Raw genomic sequence first — 25,386 nt, 5'->3', positions numbered from 1 at the left:
TTTCGGCGTCTGGAAAAGTGACCCGCCGTAAGGGCGGAACCCTAAGCAGCCGTTACCGCAGCAACGGATATGCCCCCATAAATCAAAGCCCCCATTCACCCCTTGTCAGCCTTCCCCGCCGCCGCCGCAAACTTCGCCAACCGCACATCCAGATGCCGCGGCCGCCGCCCATGATCCTCAGCCCGCTCCTTGCGGCGAATCGCATTACGCACCATCAACGACCCCAGATACCGAATCGGCTCCGGCGGAAAATACCCCAGCGGCCCGTTCACCAACGGCGAACGTGTCCAAGGGTTATCAAGCCCCTGCACCAACGAGGCAAGAATCTGCCCGCCCATGTGACACGGCCCGACGCCACTGCCGGAATAACCAAAACCATAAAACACATTGCCACTGGCACTCATCTGCCCAAAAAACGGCAACCCGGTCACCGAACGATCCGACGGTCCATTCCAGGTCGCATCCACCTTGACCCCGGCAAACGCCGGAAAAAACTCCCCAAGGCTGCGCTTGAGCACATCCGCATAAGGCGATGGCTGATCGAACACCGGCAACATCCGCCCACCAAACGCGAACGTATTGCCACCCTTGCCAAGCATGATCCGCCCGTCCGGCGTGTTGTGGTAGTAGTGCACGAAAATCCGCGAATCGAGCACCGTGACGCCGCTGGTCAAGCCGATTTGCTGCAGCAGATCCGGGCGCGGCTCGGTGATCAGCATGTCGCTGGAGACAATCGCCACGCTGCGTTCGAACTGCGGAAACGCCCGGGCCATCCATGCGTTCATCGCCAACACCACATGATCGGCGATCACGCAGCCATTGGCCGTGTGAATGCGCGCCGGACGGCCCTCCTCCAGGCCGGTCATCGCCGTGTTTTCGTGGATCTTCACGCCCAGTTGCAACGCCACCCGACGCAAGCCGCGCACCAGTTTGCCCGGTTGCACACTGGCCGCCGCCGGCGAAAACCAGCCCTCCAGATGCTTGCTGGAACCCGCCATGCGCTGCACATCGGCCACCGGGCGTTGGGTAAAGGAGTTGATGCCATTGCGCTCCAGCGCCGCGATCACCGCGTCGGTCGAACCGACCTGCGCCTGGTTGGTGGCGGTGTACAGTGTGCCGTCGAGGCGGTAATCGGCATCGACGTCGTACTGCTCGCAGAACTCGCCGATGGCGTGGATGCTGCGCTCGGACTCCTTGACCAGACGCACCGCCTCCTCGACACCGAACAGCCGCTCAAGAGTGAAATACTTGGCCGACCACGACAACGCGCAACCACCATTGCGCCCACTGGCACCGGCACCGCAGATATCGGCTTCGATCAGCAACACGTCGAGTTCCGAGTTCTGCTGCTTGAGCATGATCGCTGTCCACAATCCGGTGTAGCCACCACCGACGATGCACACGTCGGTGCGCATTTCGCCTTGCAGCGGCGGGCAAGTCGGGGATGGGTCGGCCTGCAAGGCTTGCTCTAGCCAAAACGGTCGCATGGGATTCTCCAGTCAGATGGCCACGACACAGCCTGCCGCGAACGCCGCAGCAGGCCGCGAGGCAAGGGTTTTCAGTTACGCAGGGGTTTGATGGTCAGCGGGCAATTGGGAATGGACGCACGCGGCTCCATCACTCCGGTCGGGCGGCTGTTCCAATGCGGAATCAGTACCAGCGCCGAGAACAATGCGCAGCCGGCGAAGACGATGAACACCGTCACCGAATCGAAGTAACCCGGCAGCAATCCGCCGAGCACTGCGCCGACCGAGCCGCAGCCGTTGACGAAGCCGGCCGCCGTGGCGCCGGCCTTGGCCTTGCCGAAGTCGATGGCGGCCGCGCCGCTGATCATCGAGTCCGGCCCGTACAGGGTCAGGCCCATGACAAACAGCAGCGCCACCACCAGCATCACGCTGCCGGTGTGCAACGCGCCCATGAACAATGCCAGAGTCACGGTCAGCGCCAGCAGGCTGAGGACGCAGGCCGGCATGCGCCGGGCGCCGAACAGTTTGTCCGAGGCCAGGCCGATCATGATCGGCCCGAGCAGACCGGCCAGTTCGAACGAGGTGGGAATGATCGCCGCGCCGACCTTGCCGACACTTGGCATCTGCTCGAAGACGATCACCGGGCCCCACAACAGAATCGCGTAACGCGCCGGTTTCAACATGAAATACGCCAGGCCCAGCACCAGCACCGTGCGGTTGCGCAGGATTTCCTTCAACGGCTCCCAGACGCTGAGCTTGCTGTTGGCTTCGGTTTCTGCGGCACTGAGTTCCGGCTCCGGTTCAACCGCTGGCAAACCGACGTCTTCCGGTTTGTTGCGCTGAAAGATGAAGAACAACAGCGCCACCACCGCAACCACCACCGCGCTGGAAATGAACGCCGCGTGCCAGGTGCCCATCAGCGTATACGCCCACCAGCCGGCGAACGGCGAGGCCACCAGACCGCCAAACGCATAGCAGGAACTCCACAAACCGAGCACGCGCCCACGCTGTTCGGCGGGGAAGAAACTGCCGAGGTTTTTGCACAATCCCGACCAGCCGGTGGATTGCGCCAGCCCTTGGATCAGCATGCAGGTGGCGAAGATCGGCAGCGTGGCGAAACTGCCCATCACCAACGCAGCGCCAGCGGAAATCAACAAGCCGCCGAGCACCACGACCCTAGGACCAAAGCGGTCGGCGAGCATGCCCCAGGTGAATTGGCCGATGGCGTAGGCCGCCAGATAGATCGCATCGAGGTTGGCCATGGCCATCTTGTCGAGCATGAAGGTCGGGTCTTCGGCGATGCCCAGTTTGGCCACCGAAAACGCTTTGCGGGTGAAATAGAAAGCGGCGTACGCGAGCCAGGTGACAGCGAAAATCTGCATGCGCCAACGCGCAATGGTGCCGATGTGCTTGTTCATTGTGGTTCTGACCTCAGGGTGTGAGTGTGCCGGCAGAATCGTTAAGTAAACGCCTGTGTTTTTTATTGTTGAGCACTGCGCCAGCGCCCCATCCCTATGGCGATAGCGGTCAGATGAGTCCTGTTGTTGCACGCACAGGCTCATCGCCAACCCTGCGGCCCGAGCGGACAGTCAGTGATGGCGTGAGCGGATCAAAGCAATTACTGTTTAATAAATAAAATCGATTTATCGTATTTCACACATAAGCACAGCTTGTTACCGGAGGCTGCATGTCGGTGTCCCACGCCCAACTCAAAGCCTTCCACGCCGTGGCCGTGCATGGAAGCTTCACCAAAGCCGCCGAACGGCTTTTTCTCACGCAACCGGCGATTTCCGACCAGGTGCGCAAACTCGAAGAACGCTTCGGTGTGTTGCTGTTTCATCGCAACAAGCGTTCGGTGCGCCTGACCGATCTGGGCGAGCGCCTGCTGGCGATCACCCAGCGGCTGTTTGTGATCGAGGCTGAAGCTCAGGAACTGCTGCAGGAATCCCAGGCGTTGCAGACCGGCAGCCTGATCCTCGCTGTGGACGCCCCGGTGCACGTGCTGCCGCAGATCGCGCGGTTCTGCGAGCGCTACCCGGGGATCAACGTGAAGATCGAGACCGGCAACACCGATGAATCGCTGTTTCGCCTGTTCAACTATCAGGCCGATCTGGCGCTGCTCGGGCGGGATGTCACTGATGAACGCCTGCTGTGCGTGCCGCTGCGCAACGACCCGATGGTGGCGTTCGTCTCGCGCCATCACCCGTGGGCCGAGCGCGAGTCGATCTGCCTGGCTGATCTCGATGACACGCCGCTGGTGCTGCGCGAACACGGCTCGGTGACCCGCCAGACCCTGGAAGAAGAAATGGCCCGCGCCGGTTTTCGCATTCGTCCGGCGATTCAGGTCGAGGGTCGGGAGGCGGCGCGTGAAGCGGTGGTGGTGGGGATTGGCGTAGGTGTGGTGTCGGCAGCGGAGTTTGGCGCGGATTCACGGGTGTGCGCGCTGCCGATCACCGATTGCACCCGGCGGTTGACCGAGACGCTGGTGTGCTTGCGTGAACAGAGTTCGCGGCGGGTGGTGGCGACGTTTCTCGATATGGTGCGCGAGAGTCTTGCTTAGACAGTCACGGCCTCATCGCTGGCAAGCCAGCTCCCACAGGTATGGCGTCGCACACAAATTTGGGGGCCAACACAAATTCTGTGGGAGCTGGCTTGCCAGCGATGAAGGCACCACGGTGTATCAGACTGGCGCCAGGCCGAAGAACGCCTGAATCAGGCGCAACTCCCGCCGCCGCTCCATACAGCCGATCATGTGCCGATTGACCAGCCCGTCGCCGACAATCGGAATCGCCACCACCCGCGGGTCATGGCTGACTTCTACCGACGACACCACACCCACCCCCAATTCCGCTGCCACCGCCTCGGTCACCGCCTCGCGGCTGTCCAGCTCCAGCAACACTCGCGGATGCACCGCCGCCTGCATGCAGGCCTGATCAAAGGTGCGCCGGGTAATCGAACTCGGCTCGCGCAGCACCATGATCACCTGATCCAGCTCCTTGAGCCGCACCTCGCCGGTACGCTGCGCCCACGCATGCGCCGCCGGTACCAGCGCGCAGATCCGCGATTCGCTCAACGCTTGCAAATGCAGGCCCTTGCGCGGTTCGACCTCGGTCAGCACCGCCACGTCGGCATGCTCGGACAACAGCGCGGCGAGGGTTTCCTGCGCATTGCCCAGACGCAAATTCACCGTGATCCCCGGATAGCGCGCACGCAGGCTGGCGAGCATCGGCATGACCATGTGCGGGCCGTCCGCCGCCACTTCCAGGCGCCCGGTGAGCAACTGACGGTTGGCTTCGAGCAGGGTCTGCGCTTCTTCGGCCAGACCGAACATGGCGCGGGTGATAGCTGCCAGTTTGGTGCCCTCCTCGGTCAGTTCGACCCGACGCGCGGTGCGCCGTAACAGGGTGATCTGGTAATGCTCCTCCAGCGCCTTGATGTGTCCGGTGACCGCCGGCTGGCTGATGAACAGGCGCGCGGCGGCACGGGTGAAGCTGCCTTCCCGGGCCACGGCATCGAAGGCGCGTAGCTGGAACAGATTCATGGATAACCCTCGCTGATGGCTGGCATAACAACAAACAATTTGATTGATAGACCGCCGAATTGCAACGTATGCCCCGTAGCTTCATCCCACAGCGCTATCGCGAGGACACACGAATGAGTACTGCCGCACCCATCCTGCTCACTCCCGGCCCGTTGACCACCTCGGCCCGCACCCGCCAGGCAATGATGGTCGACTGGGGGTCATGGGATGACCGCTTCAATCAACTGACCGCCAGGCTCTGCGAGCAACTGCTGGCGATCCTCAACGGCGCTGCCACTCACCACTGCGTACCGTTGCAGGGCAGCGGCACCTTCGCCGTCGAAGCGGCCATCGGTACTTTGGTGCCGCGCGACGGCAAGGTGCTGGTGCTGATCAACGGCGCCTACGGCAAGCGTCTGGCGAAGATCTGCGAAGTGCTCGGGCGCTCGTTCAGCACCTTCGAAACCGCCGAAGACGAACCGACCACCGCTGCCGACGTCGACCGCCTGCTGCGCGCCGATGGCGACATCAGCCACGTCGCGCTGATTCATTGCGAAACCAGCACCGGCATCCTCAACCCTTTGCCGGAAATCGCCGAGGTCGTTGCGCAACACGGCAAACGCCTGATCATCGATGCCATGAGCTCGTTCGGCGCACTGCCGGTGGATGCGCGAAAAGTCCCGTTCGATGCGCTGATCGCCGCCTCGGGCAAGTGCCTGGAAGGCGTGCCGGGGATGGGGTTTGTCTTCGCGCGCAAGGAATCGCTGGCAGCAGCGGCCGGCAACTCGCATTCGCTGGCGATGGATCTGTACGACCAGCACAGCTACATGCAAAAGACCGGTCAGTGGCGTTTCACCCCGCCGACCCACGTAGTCGCCGCGCTGCACGAAGCGTTGCTGCAATACAACGAAGAAGGTGGCCTGCCGGCGCGCCATGCGCGTTACGCCGCCAACTGTCAGGCGCTGATGGAAGAGATGAGCAAACTCGGCCTGCGCAGCTTCCTGCCGGCAGCGATCCAGGCGCCGATCATCGCCACCTTCCATGCCCCGAAAGATCCGCGCTACCAGTTCAAGGACTTCTACGAACGGGTCAAGGCCAAGGGTTACATCCTCTACCCCGGCAAACTGACCCAGGTCGAAACCTTCCGCGTCGGCTGCATCGGCCACGTCAGCCCGGACCAGATGCGCCAGGCCGTGGCGGCCGTGGGTGAGGTGCTGCGCGAGATGGAAGTGCTCGATATTTGAATCACCACGATACCTGTGAGAGCGGGCTTGCCCGCGATAGAGGTCTGACCATCAGCATAGATGTCGACTGAAAGGGCCCCATCGCGGGCAAGCCCGCTCCCACAGGATCGCCAAACCTTTTGAATTGCATTGCCAACACAGGATTCTTATTGCCATGAACTACGTAAACCCAAGCAAACTGCAAGCCGCCATCCTCGACTGGGCCGGCACCGTGGTCGATTTCGGCTCGTTCGCGCCGACGCAGATTTTCGTCGAAGCCTTCGCCGAATTCGACGTTCAGGTGTCCATCGAAGAAGCCCGTGGCCCGATGGGCATGGGCAAGTGGGACCACATCCGCACGCTGTGCGATCAGCCGCAAGTCGCCGAGCGTTATCGCAAAGCCTTCGGCCGCACCCCGACCGATGACGACGTGACCGCGATCTACAACCGCTTCATGCCGCTGCAGATCGAGAAGATCGCCGAACACTCGGCGCTGATTCCCGGTGCATTGGAAACCATCGCGAACCTGCGTCAGCAAGGGATCAAGATCGGTTCCTGCTCCGGCTACCCGAAACAGGTGATGGACAAGGTCGTGGCCCTCGCTGCCACTAACGGCTACGTTGCCGACCACGTGGTCGCCACCGACGAAGTGCCGAACGGTCGCCCATGGCCGGCTCAGGCACTGGCCAACGTGATTGCGTTGGGCATCGACGACGTAGGCGCCTGCGTGAAGATCGATGACACCGTGCCGGGCATCCTCGAAGGCCGTCGCGCCGGGATGTGGACCGTGGCGCTGATCTGCTCGGGCAACGCGCTGGGCCTGGACTACGCCGGCTACCGGGCGCTGGGCAGCGATGAACTGGCCAGCGAACGCAAACGCATCCATGCGCTGTTCGCCGACTCGCGCCCGCACTACATGATCGACACCATCAGCGATCTGCCGGAAGTGATTGCCGACATCAACAAGCGTCTGGCCAACGGTGAGATGCCGCAATCGAGCTGATCGCGCCCTTTCGTCAAAACAATAGAAAACGCCAGGGTCTTCGCGACACTGGCGTTTTTTTTTGGCTAAAGCCCTGACTCAGCGCAGTGAAACTCCGATCAGCCTCAGGCAAATCCGCCAAAGCGGATTACAGTTAAAGCATGCCGTCGCGCAAGAACGGCACGTGGCGACCCTGATCTGTGAGGAAATACCGTATGCCGTGGACAAGTTCCGAATCCCGCTACAGCACCGTGTCCGTGCTGTTGCACTGGCTGATGCTGCTTCTGTTGATCCTGGTGTACGCCAGCATGGAGCTTCGGGGGATCTTTCCAAAGGGCAGTGGCGGCCGCACGCTGATCCGTGAAGTGCATTACATGCTCGGCCTGACCGTGTTCGTGCTGGTGTGGTTTCGCCTGGTAGCGCGCAGCATCGGCCCGGCACCGAAAATCTTCCCGGCCTCGCCGCAATGGCAAACCCTGCTGGCGCGGGTGATGCACTGGCTGTTGTACCTGTTCATGATCAGCATGCCGATCCTTGGCTGGCTGATCACCAGCGCCGAAGGGCATCAGGTGATGTTCTACGGCTTCGATCTGCCGCTACTGGTGCATGAAGACAAGGCATTGGCCAAGCAGGTGGAGCATTGGCACGTGTTGATCGGCAACATCGGCTACTGGCTGATCGGCCTGCATGCGCTGGCGGGGCTGTATCACCATTATGTGGTGGGCGATAACACCTTGTTGCGGATGATGCCCAAGCGCGGTTGAACATCGCCTCGGTGCAATTCCCCTGTGGCGAGGGAGCTTGCTCCCGCTGGGCTGCGCAGCAGTCCTGAATGCAGAAAATGTGGTCTGTCAGGCGAAACTGTATTCGCTGAATTGACGACGGCTGCGCCGCCGAGCGGGAGCAAGCTCCCTCGCCACAGAAGCTCAACTGCAGGAGATGAATCCTCGCCGCCCCTGCAAACCGCCCGTGTGCACAAAGATCAGCCGGGTGTCTGACTCGAATCCGCCCGCTTCGATCCGCTCCTTGAGCGCCAACAACGCCTTGCCGGTATACAACGGCTCCAGCGGTATGCCGCTCCCGCGTTCAGTAATCTCGATGAATTCAAGCAACTGCTCATCAACCTTGGCGAAGCCACCGCGGCTGGCGTCGAGCCGCTCGTAGCCGGCAGCAGCGACACCGGCCTCCTGCATAATCGCCGCCACCTGCGGCGCCACGCCATGATCCTCCGGCACCGCCAGAGCGCCGTACACCGGATGCGCACCCGCCTCGGCGAGCACCAACCCTGCCAGGGTCGTCCCGGTGCCGCACGCCAGCCACCAGCCGTGGTAATCGCTCCAGCCCAGCGTGCTCAGTTGCGAACTCACCTGTTGCTTTAGCACCTTGCAGCCCAGCGCACCGGCCAATCCGCCGCCACCCTCTGGCACTGCGTGCAGATTCGGGAACTGCGCCTGCCAAGGCTCCCAGAACCCGGGCTCATGCCGCGCCCGATAGCCGCCGTAACCGAGCCAGTGCAGTTGCATGCCGAACGCCTGCAGGTCCTCAACCGTGGGCGTCTGCTGTGGATGGCCACGCAACAGCCCAACGGTTTCGAAACCCAGACGCTTGCCAGCCGCAGCCAGCGCATGCAGATGATTGGAATGCGCGCCACCCAGGCTGATGATGCCCTGCGCGCCGGCACGGTCGGCGGCCTTGAGATGCTCGACGAGCTTGAACCATTTGTTGCCGCTGATCAGCGGGTCGATCCGGTCCAGACGCAGGATCGCGACCTCGATTCCGGCGTTGGTGAGCCAGTCGAGTTGAAGCAATTCGAGGGGGGCTTGGGGTAGCCAGTTGGCGGGAGGAAGAAGCATGGGCGACTGATCATTCGAGGCAGAGCCGGCATTCTAGTCGCTCACAGGACGCCATCGCGAGCCGGCTCACTCCTGCATTGGCTCGATGGTGCTCACCGAATCAGTGAACAACACAAACACTGTGGGAGCGAGCTTGCTCGCGAAAGCGGAGTGTCAGCCAATACATATGTCGACTGACACCACGCTTTCGCGAGCAAGCTCGCTCCCACAGGTTAAGCGGCGTAGCTTAAAGTTCAGCGGCGAGACGCGAGCCCTGGTTGATCGCGCGCTTGGCATCCAGCTCCGCCGCCACATCGGCGCCGCCGATCAGGTGCACGTTCTGTCCCGCTGCCACCAGACCTTCCTGCAGCTCGCGCAGTGGATCCTGTCCGGCGCAGATCACGATGTTGTCCACCGCCAGCACTTGCGGCTCGCCGGTCTCGCCGATGCGGATGTGCAGGCCTTCATCGTCGATTTTCAGGTATTCGACGCTGTTGAGCATCTGCACCTGCTTGTTCTTCAGACCGGTGCGGTGAATCCAGCCAGTGGTCTTGCCCAGACCATCGCCGACCTTGGTTTTCTTGCGCTGCAACAGGAACACTTCGCGAGCCGGTGCGTGCGGCGCGGCTTTGATCCCGGCCACGCCCCCACGGGCTTCCAGATTCGTGTCGATGCCCCACTCTTTCCAGAACGCGGTGCGATCGAGACTGGTGGCCACGCCTTGGTGCACGAGGAACTCGGAAACGTCGAAACCGATACCGCCGGCGCCGATCACGGCAACGCGCTTGCCCACCGGCTTGCGCTCGAGGATCACGTCCAGGTAGCTCAGCACTTTGGCGTTGTCTACGCCCGGAATCGCCGGCACTCGCGGCGCGATGCCGGTGGCGAGGATGATTTCGTCGTAGCCGCCCTCGACCAGTTTCGCCACATCGACACGAGTGTTCAGGCACACCTCGACACTCGTGGTCTGCAGCTTGCGCTTGAAGTAGCGCAGGGTTTCGAAGAATTCTTCCTTGCCCGGCACACGCTTGGCGATGTTGAACTGGCCACCAATCTCGCTGGCCGAATCGAACAACGTCACCTGATGACCGCGCTCGGCGGCCACGGTCGCGGCGGACAGACCGGCAGGACCGGCACCGACCACAGCGATTTTCTTGATCTGCTGCACCGGCAAATAGTTGAGCTCGGTTTCATGGCAGGCACGCGGGTTGACCAGGCAACTGGTGAGCTTGCCGCCGAAGGTGTGATCGAGGCACGCCTGGTTGCAACCGATGCAGGTGTTGATTTCGTCGGCACGGCCTTCAGCGGCCTTGTTGACGAAATCCGGGTCGGCGAGGAACGGCCGCGCCATCGAGACCATGTCGGCATCGCCTTCGGCAAGGATCTGCTCGGCGATTTCCGGGGTGTTGATGCGGTTGGTGGTGATCAGCGGAATGTTCACCGAACCACGCAGCTTGGCGGTGACCTTGCTGAACGCCGCGCGCGGCACCTTGGTGGCGATGGTCGGAATCCGCGCTTCGTGCCAGCCGATACCGGTGTTGATAATGGTCGCGCCGGCCTGCTCGATGGCTTTGGCCAGGGTCACGATCTCTTCCCAACTGCTGCCGCCCTCGACCAGATCGAGCATCGACAAACGGAAAATGATGATGAAGTTCGGGCCGACCGCTTCGCGTACGCGGCGGACGATTTCCACCGGCAGGCGCATACGGTTTTCGTAACTGCCACCCCAGCGGTCGGTGCGGTGGTTGGTGTGCGCGGCGAGGAACTGGTTAATGAAATAGCCTTCCGAACCCATGATCTCCACGCCATCGTACTCGGCGGTCTGCGCCAGTACCGAGCAGGTGACGAAGTCGCTGATCTGCTTCTCGATGCCTTCCTCGTCCAGCTCCTTGGGCTTGAACGGGTTGATCGGCGCCTGAATCGCACTCGGCGCGACTTGTTTCGGGCTGTAGGCATAACGCCCGGCGTGGAGGATCTGCATGCAGATCTTGCCGCCAGCCTCGTGCACTGCGCGTGTGACGATGCGGTGCTTGAGCGCTTCTTCCTCGGTGGTCAGCTTGGCTGCGCCGGAGTACACGCCGCCCTCGTCGTTCGGGCCGATACCGCCGGTGACCATCAGGCCGACACCGCCACGGGCACGCTCGGCGAAGTACGCCGCCATGCGTTCAAAGCCGCCCGGTTTCTCTTCAAGGCCAGTGTGCATCGAGCCCATCAGGGTGCGGTTGCGCAGCGTGGTGAATCCCAGGTCCAGCGGGGCCAACAGGTGCGGGTAATGAGCGGCGGTCATCGGTAACTCCACAGCGAGCGATCACGGAAATTGCGGGAGCTCTGCGTCCCCCGTCAGTCATGTTCGACAGACTAAGAGTCGCACTGCTGTCACTCAATGACCGAAACTGACAACTTATTGATCCAAATGCGCAGCGCCCCTTGGCAAGCGCCGGCATGCGCCCTACCCTAGTCGCCACACCCTGTACCCGGCTGTTGTTGGTTTTCATGCGCAAACTTCTGTATCTGTTTTTCTCCATGGCCATCGTTGCCGCCTTGACCACCTACGCCATGTGGGCGGCGGACCGGCCGGCGGGGCATTACCTGTCGGACCTGCGCATCAAACTGGCGGTCGATCAGGGCACACCCGCCGACCGTGGCAATCTGCTGGGCATCCAGCCAGAACTGTTCCCTACCGACTACCAGAGCCCCGAGCGCCTGCACCGCAAACTCGCGGCCTATCTGCAGCAGGCCCAGGATCAGGGGCTGCTCAATGAAAAAACCGTGGTGGTGCTGCCCGAGCATGTCGGTACCTGGCTGATGATCAGCGGCGAGAAAGACGAGCTGTACCAGGCGCCGACCCTGGTCGAAGCGATGAACTGGCTGGCGGCGAGCAATCCGTTGCTGTTCGCCCGCGCCTGGCTCACTGCCAAGGGCGAAAATCGCCTCGACGACGCGCACCTGCGCATGAAGTCCAACGCCATGGCCAAGGATTACCAGGCGCTGTTCGGTGGCCTGGCCAAGGAATTCCACGTGACCCTGGTGGCCGGCTCCATCGTCCTGCCCGAACCGAGTATTCGTGATGGACAGCTCAAGCCCGGCAGCGGTGCGCTGTTCAACAGCAGCGTGGTGTTCGGCCGTGATGGCGTGCCGCTGGGCCAGCCCCAGCGGCAGATGCACCCGATCTTCGAACAACGTGACGTGATCGGAAGCGAAGACGAGCACGCGATCAACGTGGTCGAGACCCCGGCCGGGCGTCTGGGTGTGCTGATCGGCAGCGACAGCTGGTACCCGGACAACTATCGCCGACTCGACGAGCAAGGCGCGCAACTGGTGGCGGTGCCCGCCTTCGTCGTCGGTCACGACACCTGGAATCAGCCGTGGGCAGGTTACAAGGGTTCGAGTACACCGGGGTCGGTCAGCCTCAAGCCTGGGGAAATCAGTGAAGGTCAGGCCTGGCATCGCCTGACACTGACCGCGCAACCGCCGAGCAGTCGTGCGATCGCCGGCATGAGCGTATTCCTGCGCGGCCAGTTCTGGGACAAGCCCGGTTCAGGGCAAAGCTTCCTCAGCAACAACGGCCAGCAATTCGCCGATGGCGAAGCCCGTGGCGCGCGTTTGCTGAACATCTGGTTGTAAGCCATGAAGCCGCTGCCGATGCGTCTGGGGGATCTGTCGGTAGGTTTCGTGCACAGCCTCGCTGATGCCGTGCGCAGCCATGGTGCCGATCCGCAACCGCTGCTCGAACAATACGGCCTGGATGCCGCGCGACTGGCCGAGGCCGGCGCGCGGCTGTCGATCCCGCGTTACATGCGTCTGGGGCACAGCGCGATTCAGTTGACCGGCGATGCGGCGCTGGGCCTGCGCATGGGCCAGCTCAGCCGCTTGAGTCAGGCCGGGCTCGCCGGGGTCACCGCCGCACAAGCGCCGACCGTGCGTGAGGCCGCCCGTTGCCTGATTCGCTTCGAGCCGCTGTACGGCTCCAACTATCGCGGGCAGTCGAGCTTTCACGAAGATGCCCATGGCGCGTGGCTGCGCTTTTATTCGATCAGCCCGTACAACGCCTATAACCGCTTTGTGGTGGACTCGATCATCGCCGGCTGGCTGCATCAGCTGTCCAGCGTCGGTCGCGAGCCCCTGCGCGCCGAGCGCATCGAAATCGAGTTCGATGAGCCGGACTATCGCGACGCCTACAGCGTGCTGGGCGACTGCCCGATACAGTTCGGCGCCGAACGCAATCAATTGCGCCTGAACCTGAACAGCCTCGCACAGCGTAATCCCGAGCACTGCCCGAGTACTTGGCGGCATCTGCTGCATTTGTGTGAAAGAGAACTGGAGCAATTGACCCGCACCCGCAGCCTGCGTGAACGCATCACTCAGCTGTTGGGGCCGTTGCTCAACGGTGGCCGGGAACCCGACCTGGAAGAAGTGGCGGCGCGCCTGAAGCTGCCGACCTGGACCTTGCGCCGCAAACTAGCGGAAGAAGGCACGCAGTTTCGCGCGATCCTCAACGACACCCGCCGTGATCTGGCAATGACCTACATCCGCGACACCGAACTGGCGTTCGGCGAGATCGCCTACCTGCTGGGCTTTGCTTCAGCCGAAGCGTTTCAACGCGCCTTCAAGCGCTGGAGCGGACAGACCCCCGGCGAGTTTCGCCGCAGTCACCGCAAAACCGCCTGACGCCTTAAAGCTCGGTGGCGTCTTCGGCCGGCTCCGGCTGATCCAGTTCATACGCCTGGTATTCGAGCAGTTCTTCTTGATAGTCATCCATCGTGTGATCCCCCTGCTGCCCGCTTGAAAAATAGCCCGGTCAAATGACCAGTGCCTCGAGCCTAGCGTGCCCGTATGAAGGAAAAGTGACATCCCGCCTTCATGAATAAAACGTAGCAGTTGGTCAGGAATTTATCGCGGGATTTTTGTCAGGGGAATGTAACGAGCTTTCACGCGCCGCAGAAACAACTGTGGGAGCAGATTTGCTCCCACAGGGTTTCGCACCGGGCTTACTGCATTGCCGGAATCGGCTCGGACGGTGGCGGGATATTGCTCGGGTTGGCCGGCGGCGTGATCGTTTCGCTGGCCGGTGCTGGTTCAGCACTCGGTGCCGGGGTGATCGGCGCAGACTCCGCAGGCGGCACCACGGGTTCGGAGCCCGTTGGCGTCGGTGCAACCGGGGCCGGCGCCGGGGTCGCTGCCGGGGCTGCCGGCGTCGTGGTCTGGGCTGGCTCGACAATCCCGGCTGGCGGCGGCGCAGGCGTTGCCTCTACCGCCGGCGCAGGAGTTGCCGGCGCTACAGCGGCAGGCTTCGGCTCCGGCACCCCGAGATCGGTCTTGGGTTTTTCTTCGATGTGCGCAGCTTTCTTCGCATCGGCTGGCAGAAACAGTTCAACCAGGGTGAAGAAACGCTCGTAGAACTTCTGCGAGGTCACGGTCTCACTGGCCACCTTGACCATCGAATCGTCGGAAGAGCCGATCGGCATCGACACCGAACCCAATACGCCGACCCCGAGGCTGGCGGAGTTGTTGGTCTTCTTCAGCGCATAGCGATCCTGCAAGGCGTTGGCGAACACCGTGGCATGGTGCTTGGAGCTGCCGTCTTCGGTACACACCACATTGAAGCTGATCTCCATGTGGGTTTCACCGGTTTGCTGGAAGCTTTTGTGGCCACTGATGAGTTTCGGGTCACTGCTGGTGATGATGTAGCCCTGGCTGAGCAACGCACGACGGGCCGCCTCGCAACTCGCGGTGTCAGCCACCGGATAATTGCGCGAGAACGTGCCGGAATCATCGAAGTTCTCATGCTCATAGATCGGCTTGTCCTTCGAACAGCCAGCAACAGCGGTCAACAACAGCGCCAACCCAACGACACGCATGGGAGTTGAAATCAACATTGAACATCCTGAGGGAAAACAGTCCGGGGCGTATTGTGCAACAGAACTTGGCCCTGCGGCGCGTGGATTGTGTCTTAAAGCCGTTACAACCCTATTGACCATTGTTTGCCGGAAAAAGTCGCAGCGACAAGTGATCGATGAAGACGCGCAATTTGGCGGTGGCATGGCGGCTGGAGGGCCACAACACCCAGAACTGACCGGTGTGTTTCATATGCGCATCCAGCACACGCTGCAAGCGCCCGTGCGCTACGTCCTCGTGGGTCATGAAATCCGGCAGGCAGGCGATACCCATCCCTGCCAGCGCCGCATGATGGACGGCTTCGATAGAAGTGGTAACCAGCCGCGTCGGCAAGCTCGGCTCCGGCGCGCCCTCCTCGCCAGTCAATGGCCATGGCTCCAGCTTGCCAGTGGCATGAAAGGTGTGCCGCAAGCAGGCGTGCTCCGCCAGATCGGCGGGAATTTGCGGCACGCCGTGCTGTTGCAGATACAGCGGGCTCGCCACCAGCACCATGTGAAACTCGCCCAAGGGCCGCGCCATCAGCCGTGAATCACGTGGTTGACCGGTACGAATCACCGCATCGAAGCCCTCCTCCACCACGTCGACCATGCGATCGGTCAGGTCCAGATCCAGTTCGATCTGCGGGTACAGCGCCATGAACTCATTCATCACCGGCATCACCAGGCCATGTACTTGAGGCAGGCTGATGCGCAGTTTGCCATGGGGCTGCGAGGCGGAATTGCAGAGTTCGAACTCGGCGGCTTCCACCTCGGCAAGAATCTTGCGACAGCGTGCGAGGAACAGCGCGCCCTCGCTGGTCAGGGTGATGCTGCGGGTGGTGCGATGAAACAGCCGCACGCCGAGTCGCGCCTCCAGCCGGGCAATGCTTTTGCCCACCGCCGATGACGAAACGCCCTGCAACCGCCCCGCCTCGGTAAAACTGCGAGTCTCGGCGACCTGAACAAACACCGAAATACTGCCCAGACTGTCCATTTCACCTCTCCGACTTACGACATCCGTGTCCGATATGTTCGGAACCGTAAACCATTTTTCTCCAATGCGCAGCGCCCTAGCCTATGGCCTTCACCCACTTCGGCACATGGACGCTGACTCATGAACGATACACAACTGACCTCGGCCCTCACCCAGCCAGTCGACACCCACCACCGATTACCCCTCGGCGCCTTGCTGGCCCTGGCCACCGCTGGCTTCATCACGGTGCTGACCGAAGCCATGCCCGCCGGCCTGCTGCCACAAATGAGCGCAGGGCTGAATGTCTCCCAGGCACTGATCGGGCAACTGGTAACGCTGTACGCGATTGGCTCGATGCTCGCCGCCATCCCGCTGACCATCGTCACCCGCAGCTGGCGTCGCCGGCCATTGCTGCTATCAGCCATCGGCGGCTTCGCCATCGCCAACAGCATCACCGCCCTGTCGGAGTGGTACTGGCTGACCTTGATCGCACGCTTGCTCGCCGGGATATTTGCCGGGCTGCTGTGGGCGTTGCTGGCAGGCTACGCCAGCCGCATGGTCGCGCCACACCTGCAAGGCCGCGCGATCACCGTCGCCATGCTCGGCGCACCGCTCGCCCTGTCGCTGGGCATCCCGGCCGGCACGTTACTCGGCACCCTGGTGGGCTGGCGCCTGAGCTTCGCGGTCATGACCGCACTGACACTGCTGCTGGTGATCTGGGTGCGCTGGCAAGTACCGGACTTTGCCGGAGAACACGCAGGAAAGCGCCTGCCCCTGCGTCAGGTCTTTACCCTGCCCGGGGTGCGATCGGTGCTGTTCGTGACCCTGTCCTACGTGGTCGCCCACAATCTGCTGTACACCTACATCGCCCCGTTCCTGCAACCGTCTGGACTTGGCGGCGATATCGACCGAGTGCTGCTGGTGTTCGGCCTGGCCTCGGTGCTGAGCCTGTGGATCGTCGGCAGCCTGATCGACCGCTGGCTGCGCGAGCTGGTGCTGATCAGCACCCTGCTGTTCATGCTTGCGGCCGTCGCCCTCGGCCTGTGGCGAGAATCGCCGGCCGTGGTGTATACCGCTGTCGCCGTGTGGGGCCTGGCGTTCGGCGCAATGCCCTCGCTGCTGCAAACCGCCTCAGCGAAAACCGCCGCAGAAGCTGCCGATACTGCGCAGTCGATGCTGGTGACCCTGTGGAATGTCGGGATTGCCGGGGGCGGCTTGGCGGGTGGTTTGCTGCTGGGGAATCCGGGAGTTGGGGCCTTTCCGTGGATTGTTGTGGGGTTGCTGGTTCTGACTTTATATACGGCGCTCAGGGCGCGGGGTCATGGGTTTGCGGGGGTGAGGTGATGGGTTTGTCTGTCGCGGATTGGTTGACTGATCGACCGTCTTCGCGAGCAGGCTCGCTTGTATGTTTAGACTTGAAGGGGTGGGCAGTCAGAGATGGGGCGGCCGACAGGCCGCCATCGCTGGCAAGCCAGCTCCCACAAGATCAAGATCAAGATCAAAAGATCGTCCGAACGCGGCCCGAGCCTTCGGCAGCTCCTACACAGGCCGAGTGTCAGCTCGCCGAAAGCTCTTGATCTTGCCGTGCCGGCCCCATCGGCAGGCTGAGTGGAGGGGTTTATCCGGGGGTGGGAGCGCAGCGACCGTTCGACGAAGTCGAACACATCGAGAGGAGGTGCAGCGAAGCAAACCGTAGGCGATGCCCCCGGATGAATCCCGTAACGAAGGAACCCGAGCCACGGCGAGGGCCGAACGCCGGGGCCAAGCCTTTTGGGTTACCTTTTCGGCGTCTGGAAAAGGTGACTCGCTGTAAGAGCGAAACCGCCAGAAGCCACACCCGAAGCAACGGATATTCACCCAATCCACAAGAGCATGGTCGGCCCGAAGGCCGCCAAGCGCAAAAAACCAACCATAAAAAAAGCCCCGACCATAAGATCGGGGCTTTCCAGTTACCACTCAGTCAACCATCAATACCGCTTGATGTCCGCCTGACTCTCCAACTGTTTACGGAACGCCGCAAAATCCTGCTGGCCTTCACGCGAAGCCAGGAAACGACGGTATTGCGCCTTCTCCTCATCAGTCGGCGCTACCGCTTCATTCACACCGTCCAGACGCACAATCATCAGACTTCCGTCCTGCAAGGTCACGCTGCTGAACGTCGGCTTGCCCTTGGCTGCCGGTTTCGGCATGCGGAACAACGCCTGCAGCACAGTCGGGTCAACCCCTTCCTGAGCACGGGTCGCCGCGGTCACAACCTTCCAGTTCTGGCCATCAACCGCCTTGTCCAGCGGAGTCTTGCCATCGCGCAGACTGGCGATCAACTGGTCAGCCTTGGTCTTGGCCGCAGCGCTGGCATGCTCTTTGGTCAACTGCGCACGAATCGCCGTGTTGACGGCTTCCAGCGGCAGTTGCTCAGGCTTCAGATGCTCCTTGGCGCGCAGCACCACCACGGTTTCCGGATCCAGCTCGATGCCGGTGCTGTTGGCGTTTTCTTCCAGCACTTCCTGGCTGAACGCAGCCGTCACCACAGCGCGGTTGGCGGCGATGCCTTCGCCACCTTCACGGCCGAATGGCTTGGAGGTGTGCACAGTCAGTTTCAGATCTGCTGCAGGCTGGGCCAGGTCAGACGCTTCGAACGCCGAATCTTCCAGTTGCTTGGTCGCCTCGACAAAACGCTGCTCGACCTGTTGAGTCTTCAGCTCGCGGGTCAGCTTGTCTTTCAGGCTGGCCAGGGTCGGAACTTCCGGTGCTTCAACACCCAGCAGCTTGATCAGGTGATAGCCGAAATCGGTACGCACCGGCTCGGACACCTGGTCCTTGTTCAACGAGTACAGGGCTTTTTCGAAGGCCGGGTCATAGACGCCAGGACCGGCGAAACCGAGGTCACCGCCATTGTTGGCCGAACCCGGATCCTGCGAAAACTCCTTGGCCAGCGCTTCGAATTTCTCGCCCTTGGCCAGACGCGCCTGGACTTCTTCGATCTTCGCCTTGGCCTGAGCATCGGTGGTCTTGTCGTTGACTTCGATCAGGATATGCGCGGCACGGCGCTGTTCGGACAGGTTGGCGATCTCTTTCTGATACGCCGCCTGCAGGTCTTCATCCTTGACCGCAACCTGGTCGAAGAACGAGGACTTCTTCAGCTCGACGTAATCGACAACCACCTGCTCAGGGGTCATGAACTCCTTGGCGTGCTCGTCGTAGTAAGCCTTGACCTCATCGTCGGTCAGCTTGACCGCGGCCGGGTCGGCCTTGACGTTCAGCGAAGCGAAGTCGCGGGTCTGTTTTTCCAGACGGGCGAATGCCAACACTTCGGCGTCGGTGACGAAGCCGCTACCGGCAACACCGGCGCGCAACTGACCGATCAGCATTTCCTGAGCCAGCATCTGGCGGAATTGCATACGGGTGTAGCCCAGTTGACGGATCACCTGGTCGAAGCGCTCGGAACTGAACTTGCCGTCCACCTGGAATTCAGGGGTCTGCAGGATCACCTGATCCAGCGCACCTTCGGAGAAAGCGAATTTCGATTGTTCTGCGCCTTGCAGCAGCAGCTTGCGATCGATCAGACCCTTGAGGGCCGATTCGCGGAGCATTTTTTCGTCAAGCAAGGAAGCATCGAAGTCCTTGCCCAGCTGTTGCATCAGCTGACGGCGTTGCATGTCAACGGCCTGGCTCAGCTCGTTCTGGCTGATTTCTTCACCATTGACCTTGGCCGCATCGTTGGTGTGCGTCGTGGCCTTGAAAATGGCATCGAAACCGGTCAGGGCCATCAGTGCAACGATGACCCCGATAATGGTCTTGGCAATCCAGCCTTGTGAATTGTCCCTGATATTCTGCAGCATGCGTCCCCCAGAAACGGTTGAACTTCAAAAATTAGGCAACCGTGGAGCGTGGGTAGAATCCGGATAGAAGAAAGGCGCATCCGAGGATGCGCCTTCTCGTAACTGGCGGAGCGGACAGGGCTCGAACCCTCGATCCCGGCGTTACAGGCGGCTGTTCCAGCGACCTGCTCTACCGCTCCGCTGCCAAGTCAGGCATGACCCCGACCCGGATGGGTAAAAACCTGAAACAAACTTGCTTAGTTGACAGCTTCTTTCAGTGCTTTACCGGCTTTGAAACCTGGCTTTTTAGCAGCAGCGATTTCCAGCGTCTTGCCAGTCTGTGGGTTACGACCGATACGAGCTGGACGATCAGTCACGGAGAACGTGCCGAAACCTACCAGAACAACGGAGTCGCCAGCCTTGAGAGCGCCAGTGACGGATTCGATTACAGCGTCCAGCGCACGGCCAGCAGCAGCTTTCGGGATATCAGCGGATGCAGCGATAGCATCAATCAGTTCCGACTTGTTCACTCTAAGTCCCCTTATATCTATTTTGAGATGATTCTAAGTTTTTTGGTGAAAGCAAAAACAGTGCTGAATGGCCTACAGACACTTAAGAGCCGCTTTATAACAAGGGCTCTAAAAAGCTGTCAAGGAAGCCCCCCAGGCAAAAACGTATTAATGCGTGCTAATTCTTTCCTTTGAATCAGACTCACGTTTTTCGTCCTTGGAAACTATCTCCGGAGCCACATCCGGCAAGGGCTCCGGCGCGTATTGCAGCGCAATTTGCAGGACCTCGTCAATCCATTTAACCGGTTTAATCTGCAGATCCTGCTTGATATTGTCAGGAATCTCCTTCAGATCGCGCACGTTTTCTTCCGGAATAATCACAATCTTGATTCCGCCGCGATGAGCCGCGAGCAGTTTTTCCTTCAGACCGCCAATTGCCAGCACTTGGCCCCGCAGAGTGATTTCACCCGTCATGGCGACATCGGCGCGCACCGGGATCCCGGTCAAGGCCGACACCAGAGCCGTGCACATGCCCACACCCGCGCTAGGACCGTCCTTCGGGGTCGCCCCTTCCGGCATGTGAATGTGGGTATCGCGCTTCTCGTGGAAGTCCAGAGGAATGCCCAGGCTTTTGGCACGGCTGCGGACAACCGTCAGCGCGGCAGTGATCGATTCGACCATTACATCGCCCAGCGAACCGGTCTTGATCAACTGACCTTTGCCCGGCACCACAGCCGCTTCGATGGTCAGCAGTTCACCGCCCACCTGCGTCCACGCCAGGCCAGTCACCTGACCGATCTGATCCTGTTGCTCTGCCAGACCGTAGCGGAATTTGCGCACGCCGAGGAAGTGCTCCAGCAGATCAGCTGTCACTTTCACCGAGAAACGTTTTTCCAGCGCGTGCTCTTTGACAGCCTTGCGGCAGACCTTGGCGATCTGACGCTCAAGACCACGCACACCGGCTTCACGGGTGTAGTAACGGATGATGTCGCGGATCGCTTCTTCATCGAATTCCAGCTCGCCTTTCTTCAGACCGTTGGCGGCGATCTGCTTGGGCGACAGGTACTTGACGGCGATGTTGATCTTTTCGTCTTCGGTGTAGCCCGGCAGACGAATGACTTCCATCCGGTCCAGCAGTGCCGGCGGGATGTTCATCGAGTTCGAGGTGCACAGGAACATCACATCGGACAGGTCGTAATCGACTTCCAGATAGTGATCGTTGAAGTTGTGGTTCTGCTCCGGATCGAGCACTTCCAGCAACGCCGACGCCGGGTCGCCACGCATGTCGCTGCCCATTTTGTCGATTTCATCGAGCAGGAACAGCGGGTTGCGTACGCCCACTTTTGTCATCTTTTGAATCAATCTTCCTGGCATCGAACCGATGTAAGTCCGACGGTGACCACGAATTTCCGCTTCATCACGCACGCCGCCGAGGGCCATACGCACGAATTTTCGGTTGGTCGCATGGGCAATCGACTCCGCCAGCGAAGTTTTACCCACGCCAGGAGGACCGACCAGGCACAACACCGGGCCACGAATCTTTTTCACGCGCTTCTGTACGGCGAGGTATTCAAGGATACGTTCCTTGACCTCTTCGAGGCCGTAGTGATCGGCATCGAGAATGTCTTCAGCACGCGCCAGGTCGAGACGTACCTTGCTTTGTGCCTTCCACGGCACCTGCACCAGCCAGTCGATGTAGGAACGCACCACGGTGGCTTCAGCGGACATCGGCGACATTTGCTTGAGCTTGTTCAGCTCGGCGGTCGCTTTGGCCAGGGCATCTTTCGGCAGGCCGGCAGCATCGATGCGCTTTTTCAGCTCTTCGATTTCGTTGTGACCTTCGTCACCGTCGCCCAGCTCTTTCTGAATGGCCTTCATCTGCTCATTCAGGTAGTACTCGCGCTGGCTGCGCTCCATTTGCTTTTTGACGCGGCCGCGAATGCGTTTTTCGACTTGCAGCAGATCGATTTCGGCATCCAGCAAGGCGAGCACGTGCTCGACCCGGGCCGACAGATCGATGATTTCGAGGATTTCCTGCTTCTGTTCGATCTTCAGCGCCATGTGCGCGGCCATGGTGTCGACCAGACGACCCGGCTCATCGATGCTGTTGAGCGACGACAGGACTTCAGCCGGGACTTTTTTGCCCAGCTGCACATATTGTTCGAACTGCGACAGCAGGCTGCGCACGAACACTTCGGATTCGCGCTCGGCGGCGTCGACTTCATCAATCAGCGAGACCTCGGCGCGACAATGCCCGTCGACTTCGCTGAAGCGCTCTACAGCGCCACGCTGCTCACCTTCGACCAGAACCTTGACGGTGCCGTCCGGCAGCTTCAGCAGCTGCAGCACAGTCGCAATCGTACCTACGCGATAGAGAGCTTCTTCACCGGGATCATCGTCAGCCGGGTTTCTCTGGGCCAGCAGCAGGATCTGCTTGTCGCCCGTCATCGCTGCCTCGAGGGCTTCGATGGATTTCTCGCGCCCCACGAACAGCGGGATAACCATGTGCGGATAAACCACGACATCACGCAATGGCAGGAGAGGCAATTCGATGGTTGTCTTCATGATTTCGCCTCTACGGCGGCCATATGGCCGTAATCAGATGGAATTAAGCTTGAAGCCAAGATGGGGGCTGCCTTGAAAAAAAACAAGCGCAAAGCGGATGTAAAAAACGACATAAAAAAAAAGAGGCCCGAAGGCCCCTTCTTTGTTCCGGCAGTGTGGACGCTTACGCGTCCGGCGCTGCCTTGGCCGTCGGCTCACTGTTTTCGTAGATATACAGTGGCTTGGACTTGCCTTCGATCACGCTTTCGTCGATGACGACTTTGCTCACCTCGGACTGCGAGGGGATTTCGTACATCGTGTCGAGCAGCACACCTTCGAGAATCGAGCGCAGGCCACGGGCACCGGTTTTACGTTCCAGGGCACGCTTGGCGACCGATTTCAGTGCGTCGGTCCGGAATTCCAGATCCACGCCTTCCATCTCGAACAGCTTGGCATACTGTTTGGTCAGAGCATTTTTCGGCTCGGTAAGGATCTGCATCAGCGCAGCCTCGTCGAGCTCGTCCAGCGTCGCCAGGACCGGCAGACGACCGACGAATTCCGGGATCAGACCGAACTTGACCAAATCGTCAGGCTCGACTTCACGCAGGGATTCACCGACTTTCTTGCCTTCTTCCTTGCTGCGCACTTCTGCGTTGAAACCGATGCCGCCCTTGGTGGAACGGTTTTGAATAACCTTTTCCAGACCGGAGAACGCACCACCGCAGATGAACAGGATGTTACGGGTGTCGACCTGCAGGAATTCCTGCTGCGGATGCTTGCGGCCACCTTGCGGCGGAACGGAAGCGACCGTGCCTTCGATCAACTTGAGCAAGGCCTGCTGCACGCCTTCACCGGAAACATCGCGGGTGATCGACGGGTTGTCGGACTTGCGGGAAATCTTGTCGATTTCGTCGATGTAGACAATGCCCATCTGGGCCTTTTCCACGTCGTAATCGCACTTTTGCAGCAGTTTCTGAATGATGTTCTCGACATCTTCACCTACGTAGCCAGCCTCGGTGAGGGTGGTGGCGTCGGCGATGGTGAACGGAACGTTCAGCAAGCGGGCCAGTGTTTCGGCCAGCAGGGTTTTACCGGAGCCTGTCGGGCCGATCAGCAGGATGTTGCTCTTGCCGAGTTCGACGTCGTCAGCCTTCTTGTCACGCTGATTCAGGCGCTTGTAGTGGTTGTACACCGCTACGGCCAGAACCTTTTTCGCACGCTCCTGACCGATTACATACTGGTCAAGGATGCCGCTGATTTCTTTAGGCGAAGGCAATTTATGCGCGCTGCTTTCGGCCTGTGCTTCCTGCACCTCCTCGCGGATGATGTCATTGCACAGGTCGTCGCAGTCGTCGCAGATAAAGACCGTGGGGCCGGCAATCAATTTGCGCACTTCATGCTGGCTTTTGCCACAGAAGGAGCAATAGAGCAGCTTGCCGTTGTCCTCGCCGTTGCGGGTGTCAGTCATTCGTTCGATCCAAATCCGATAGGCTTGCAACACAAGATGAAGGCTATTGCGGGCTTTTTCAAGCCCGCTGGTGGTCGGACCTGCCGACCCACCTTATTTTGAGCTGCTTATTTTACGCAGGACGCTGGTTGATGACTTCGTCGATCAGACCGTATTCCTTCGCAGCTTCTGCACTCATGAAGTTGTCGCGGTTGGTGTCGCGCTCGATTTCTTCAAGCGTACGACCGCTGTGCTTGGCCATCAGCGTGTTCAGACGCTCGCGAATGAACAGGATTTCCTTGGCATGGATTTCGATATCCGAAGCCTGGCCCTGGAAACCGCCCAGTGGCTGGTGAATCATCACACGCGAGTTCGGCAGGCAGAAACGCTTGCCTGGAGCACCGGCCGTCAGCAGGAATGCACCCATGCTGCACGCCTGACCAATGCAGGTCGTCGATACGTTTGGCTTGATGAACTGCATGGTGTCGTAGATCGACATGCCCGCTGTCACCGAACCGCCCGGGGAGTTGATATAGAGATGGATGTCCTTGTCCGGGTTTTCCGCTTCAAGGAACAGCAATTGCGCACAGATCAGGTTGGCCATGTAGTCCTCTACAGGACCCACCAGAAAGATTACGCGCTCCTTCAGAAGGCGCGAGTAGATGTCATAGGCGCGCTCGCCACGAGCAGATTGCTCGACAACCATCGGGACCAGGCCGCCGGCGGCCTGGATATCAGAGTTCTGCTGAATATACGAATTACGGAACATGCTCTGCAGTCACTCCCAAATAGTTATGTCTTGAATACGCATAAGCCAGCTCGAAGGCTGGCTTATGTGTGTACTTCTTAACGCAAAAACAATCAGTCGGCTTTTGGAGCTTCTACCGGCTTGACCGCTTCTTCGTAAGAGACCGATTTGTCGGTCACGCTAGCTTTCTGCAGAACAGTATCCACAACTTGTTCTTCCAGCACAACCGAACGAACTTCGTTCAGTTGCTGCTCGTTCTTGTAGTACCAGGACACGACCTGCTCAGGTTCCTGGTAAGCCGAAGCCATTTCCTGAATCATTTCACGAACGCGAGCTTCGTCAGGCTTCAGGTCGAACTGCTTGACCACTTCAGCCACGATCAGACCCAGCACAACGCGGCGCTTGGCTTGCTCTTCGAACAGCACGGCCGGCACTTCGACAGGCATGATGA

General features: G+C 60.5%; 19 protein-coding genes and 1 pseudogene. 7 read left to right on the top strand and 13 right to left on the bottom strand.

The window, feature by feature from the left end; translation table 11 throughout:
- Positions 1 to 95: 95 nt before the first annotated feature.
- On the bottom strand, positions 96 to 1,487 hold the full coding sequence (locus tag ACIP8I_RS03860) for an FAD-dependent oxidoreductase (RefSeq protein WP_400758800.1): 1,392 nt from the start codon (positions 1,485 to 1,487) through the stop codon (positions 96 to 98).
- Between the two features lie 71 nt (positions 1,488 to 1,558).
- Entirely contained in the window at positions 1,559 to 2,884 is a 1,326-nt protein-coding gene (locus tag ACIP8I_RS03855; RefSeq protein ID WP_400758797.1) for an MFS transporter, read from the bottom strand.
- A gap of 269 nt (positions 2,885 to 3,153) precedes the next feature.
- Here ACIP8I_RS03855 and ACIP8I_RS03850 point away from each other — a divergent pair, with 269 nt between their 5' ends.
- Positions 3,154 to 4,026: a LysR family transcriptional regulator gene (locus ACIP8I_RS03850; RefSeq protein WP_400758795.1), complete on the top strand. Its 873-nt coding sequence runs from the start codon at positions 3,154 to 3,156 to the stop codon at positions 4,024 to 4,026.
- 120 nt (positions 4,027 to 4,146) lie between these two features.
- Here the strand turns inward: ACIP8I_RS03850 and ACIP8I_RS03845 are convergent, their stop codons facing one another.
- Positions 4,147 to 5,007, bottom strand: coding sequence for a LysR substrate-binding domain-containing protein (locus ACIP8I_RS03845; RefSeq protein WP_400758793.1), 861 nt, complete (start codon positions 5,005 to 5,007; stop codon positions 4,147 to 4,149).
- Positions 5,008 to 5,120: 113 nt separating this feature from the next.
- On the opposite strand from ACIP8I_RS03845, the gene ACIP8I_RS03840 reads away from it, so the two are divergent.
- From ACIP8I_RS03840 to ACIP8I_RS03830, 3 genes are all read left to right on the top strand, one after another.
- A complete protein-coding gene (locus ACIP8I_RS03840; RefSeq protein ID WP_400758791.1) occupies positions 5,121 to 6,230 on the top strand; it encodes a 2-aminoethylphosphonate--pyruvate transaminase in 1,110 nt (369 codons plus the stop codon).
- Positions 6,231 to 6,384: 154 nt separating this feature from the next.
- The gene (phnX, locus tag ACIP8I_RS03835) at positions 6,385 to 7,212 is read left to right on the top strand and encodes a phosphonoacetaldehyde hydrolase (protein WP_367084090.1); all 828 of its coding nucleotides are present in this window, start codon (positions 6,385 to 6,387) and stop codon (positions 7,210 to 7,212) included.
- A 194-nt stretch (positions 7,213 to 7,406) separates the two neighbouring features.
- A complete protein-coding gene (locus ACIP8I_RS03830; protein WP_400758788.1) occupies positions 7,407 to 7,955 on the top strand; it encodes a cytochrome b in 549 nt (182 codons plus the stop codon).
- Between the two features lie 162 nt (positions 7,956 to 8,117).
- Here the strand turns inward: ACIP8I_RS03830 and ACIP8I_RS03825 are convergent, their stop codons facing one another.
- Together ACIP8I_RS03825 and ACIP8I_RS03820 are read right to left on the bottom strand one after the other, a co-directional pair.
- Positions 8,118 to 9,044, bottom strand: coding sequence for a 1-aminocyclopropane-1-carboxylate deaminase/D-cysteine desulfhydrase (locus tag ACIP8I_RS03825; RefSeq protein ID WP_400758785.1), 927 nt, complete (start codon positions 9,042 to 9,044; stop codon positions 8,118 to 8,120).
- 226 nt (positions 9,045 to 9,270) lie between these two features.
- A complete protein-coding gene (locus ACIP8I_RS03820) occupies positions 9,271 to 11,310 on the bottom strand; it encodes an FAD-dependent oxidoreductase (RefSeq protein WP_400758783.1) in 2,040 nt (679 codons plus the stop codon).
- 206 nt (positions 11,311 to 11,516) lie between these two features.
- Between ACIP8I_RS03820 and ACIP8I_RS03815 the strand changes: the two genes are divergently transcribed.
- A complete protein-coding gene (locus ACIP8I_RS03815) occupies positions 11,517 to 12,647 on the top strand; it encodes a nitrilase-related carbon-nitrogen hydrolase (RefSeq protein WP_400758780.1) in 1,131 nt (376 codons plus the stop codon).
- A 3-nt stretch (positions 12,648 to 12,650) separates the two neighbouring features.
- The gene (locus tag ACIP8I_RS03810; protein WP_400758778.1) at positions 12,651 to 13,691 is read left to right on the top strand and encodes an AraC family transcriptional regulator; all 1,041 of its coding nucleotides are present in this window, start codon (positions 12,651 to 12,653) and stop codon (positions 13,689 to 13,691) included.
- 320 nt (positions 13,692 to 14,011) lie between these two features.
- On the opposite strand, the gene ACIP8I_RS03805 is transcribed toward ACIP8I_RS03810, so the two are convergent.
- Both ACIP8I_RS03805 and ACIP8I_RS03800 read right to left on the bottom strand, forming a co-directional pair.
- Positions 14,012 to 14,899: a DUF2242 domain-containing protein gene (locus ACIP8I_RS03805; protein WP_400758776.1), complete on the bottom strand. Its 888-nt coding sequence runs from the start codon at positions 14,897 to 14,899 to the stop codon at positions 14,012 to 14,014.
- 91 nt (positions 14,900 to 14,990) lie between these two features.
- On the bottom strand, positions 14,991 to 15,890 hold the full coding sequence (locus ACIP8I_RS03800) for a LysR family transcriptional regulator (protein ID WP_400758774.1): 900 nt from the start codon (positions 15,888 to 15,890) through the stop codon (positions 14,991 to 14,993).
- A 120-nt stretch (positions 15,891 to 16,010) separates the two neighbouring features.
- Between ACIP8I_RS03800 and ACIP8I_RS03795 the strand changes: the two genes are divergently transcribed.
- Positions 16,011 to 17,213: an MFS transporter gene (locus ACIP8I_RS03795; protein WP_400758772.1), complete on the top strand. Its 1,203-nt coding sequence runs from the start codon at positions 16,011 to 16,013 to the stop codon at positions 17,211 to 17,213.
- A gap of 623 nt (positions 17,214 to 17,836) precedes the next feature.
- Here the strand turns inward: ACIP8I_RS03795 and ACIP8I_RS03790 are convergent.
- The 6 genes and pseudogenes from ACIP8I_RS03790 to ACIP8I_RS03765 all read right to left on the bottom strand — a co-directional run.
- Positions 17,837 to 19,708, bottom strand: coding sequence for a SurA N-terminal domain-containing protein (locus tag ACIP8I_RS03790; RefSeq protein ID WP_367084082.1), 1,872 nt, complete (start codon positions 19,706 to 19,708; stop codon positions 17,837 to 17,839).
- Positions 19,709 to 19,944: 236 nt separating this feature from the next.
- Complete coding sequence (locus ACIP8I_RS03785) at positions 19,945 to 20,217, bottom strand: HU family DNA-binding protein (protein WP_002552737.1); 273 nt, start codon at positions 20,215 to 20,217, stop codon at positions 19,945 to 19,947.
- Between the two features lie 147 nt (positions 20,218 to 20,364).
- Positions 20,365 to 22,761 (bottom strand): endopeptidase La, encoded by a 2,397-nt coding sequence (gene lon / locus ACIP8I_RS03780; protein ID WP_027614583.1) that lies wholly within the window; start codon positions 22,759 to 22,761, stop codon positions 20,365 to 20,367.
- Between the two features lie 163 nt (positions 22,762 to 22,924).
- Positions 22,925 to 24,208, bottom strand: coding sequence for an ATP-dependent Clp protease ATP-binding subunit ClpX (gene clpX / locus ACIP8I_RS03775; RefSeq protein ID WP_400758769.1), 1,284 nt, complete (start codon positions 24,206 to 24,208; stop codon positions 22,925 to 22,927).
- A 112-nt stretch (positions 24,209 to 24,320) separates the two neighbouring features.
- Positions 24,321 to 24,956 (bottom strand): ATP-dependent Clp endopeptidase proteolytic subunit ClpP, encoded by a 636-nt coding sequence (clpP, locus tag ACIP8I_RS03770; RefSeq protein WP_007951559.1) that lies wholly within the window; start codon positions 24,954 to 24,956, stop codon positions 24,321 to 24,323.
- 92 nt (positions 24,957 to 25,048) lie between these two features.
- Positions 25,049 to 25,386: pseudogene (locus ACIP8I_RS03765) on the bottom strand (trigger factor); the annotation flags it as partial.

The sequence above is a fragment of the Pseudomonas sp. NPDC088414 genome (genome assembly GCF_044753325.1).
Taxonomy (GTDB): domain Bacteria; phylum Pseudomonadota; class Gammaproteobacteria; order Pseudomonadales; family Pseudomonadaceae; genus Aquipseudomonas.
The sequence above is the reverse complement of the archived record's forward strand: the minus strand, read 5'-3'. Positions and strand labels throughout refer to the sequence as shown.

Excerpts from the sequence above, each read along its gene's own strand:
- ACIP8I_RS03860 (WP_400758800.1), bottom strand. The coding sequence starts at position 1,487 with ATGCGACCGTTTTGGCTAGAGCAAGCCTTGCAGGCCGACCCATCCCCG.
- ACIP8I_RS03855 (WP_400758797.1), bottom strand. The coding sequence starts at position 2,884 with ATGAACAAGCACATCGGCACCATTGCGCGTTGGCGCATGCAGATTTTC.
- ACIP8I_RS03850 (WP_400758795.1), top strand. The coding sequence starts at position 3,154 with ATGTCGGTGTCCCACGCCCAACTCAAAGCCTTCCACGCCGTGGCCGTG.
- ACIP8I_RS03845 (WP_400758793.1), bottom strand. The coding sequence starts at position 5,007 with ATGAATCTGTTCCAGCTACGCGCCTTCGATGCCGTGGCCCGGGAAGGC.
- ACIP8I_RS03840 (WP_400758791.1), top strand. The coding sequence starts at position 5,121 with ATGAGTACTGCCGCACCCATCCTGCTCACTCCCGGCCCGTTGACCACC.
- phnX (WP_367084090.1), top strand. The coding sequence starts at position 6,385 with ATGAACTACGTAAACCCAAGCAAACTGCAAGCCGCCATCCTCGACTGG.
- ACIP8I_RS03830 (WP_400758788.1), top strand. The coding sequence starts at position 7,407 with ATGCCGTGGACAAGTTCCGAATCCCGCTACAGCACCGTGTCCGTGCTG.
- ACIP8I_RS03825 (WP_400758785.1), bottom strand. The coding sequence starts at position 9,044 with ATGCTTCTTCCTCCCGCCAACTGGCTACCCCAAGCCCCCCTCGAATTG.
- ACIP8I_RS03820 (WP_400758783.1), bottom strand. The coding sequence starts at position 11,310 with ATGACCGCCGCTCATTACCCGCACCTGTTGGCCCCGCTGGACCTGGGA.
- ACIP8I_RS03815 (WP_400758780.1), top strand. The coding sequence starts at position 11,517 with ATGCGCAAACTTCTGTATCTGTTTTTCTCCATGGCCATCGTTGCCGCC.
- ACIP8I_RS03810 (WP_400758778.1), top strand. The coding sequence starts at position 12,651 with ATGAAGCCGCTGCCGATGCGTCTGGGGGATCTGTCGGTAGGTTTCGTG.
- ACIP8I_RS03805 (WP_400758776.1), bottom strand. The coding sequence starts at position 14,899 with ATGTTGATTTCAACTCCCATGCGTGTCGTTGGGTTGGCGCTGTTGTTG.
- ACIP8I_RS03800 (WP_400758774.1), bottom strand. The coding sequence starts at position 15,890 with ATGGACAGTCTGGGCAGTATTTCGGTGTTTGTTCAGGTCGCCGAGACT.
- ACIP8I_RS03795 (WP_400758772.1), top strand. The coding sequence starts at position 16,011 with ATGAACGATACACAACTGACCTCGGCCCTCACCCAGCCAGTCGACACC.
- ACIP8I_RS03790 (WP_367084082.1), bottom strand. The coding sequence starts at position 19,708 with ATGCTGCAGAATATCAGGGACAATTCACAAGGCTGGATTGCCAAGACC.
- lon (WP_027614583.1), bottom strand. The coding sequence starts at position 22,761 with ATGAAGACAACCATCGAATTGCCTCTCCTGCCATTGCGTGATGTCGTG.
- clpX (WP_400758769.1), bottom strand. The coding sequence starts at position 24,208 with ATGACTGACACCCGCAACGGCGAGGACAACGGCAAGCTGCTCTATTGC.
- clpP (WP_007951559.1), bottom strand. The coding sequence starts at position 24,956 with ATGTTCCGTAATTCGTATATTCAGCAGAACTCTGATATCCAGGCCGCC.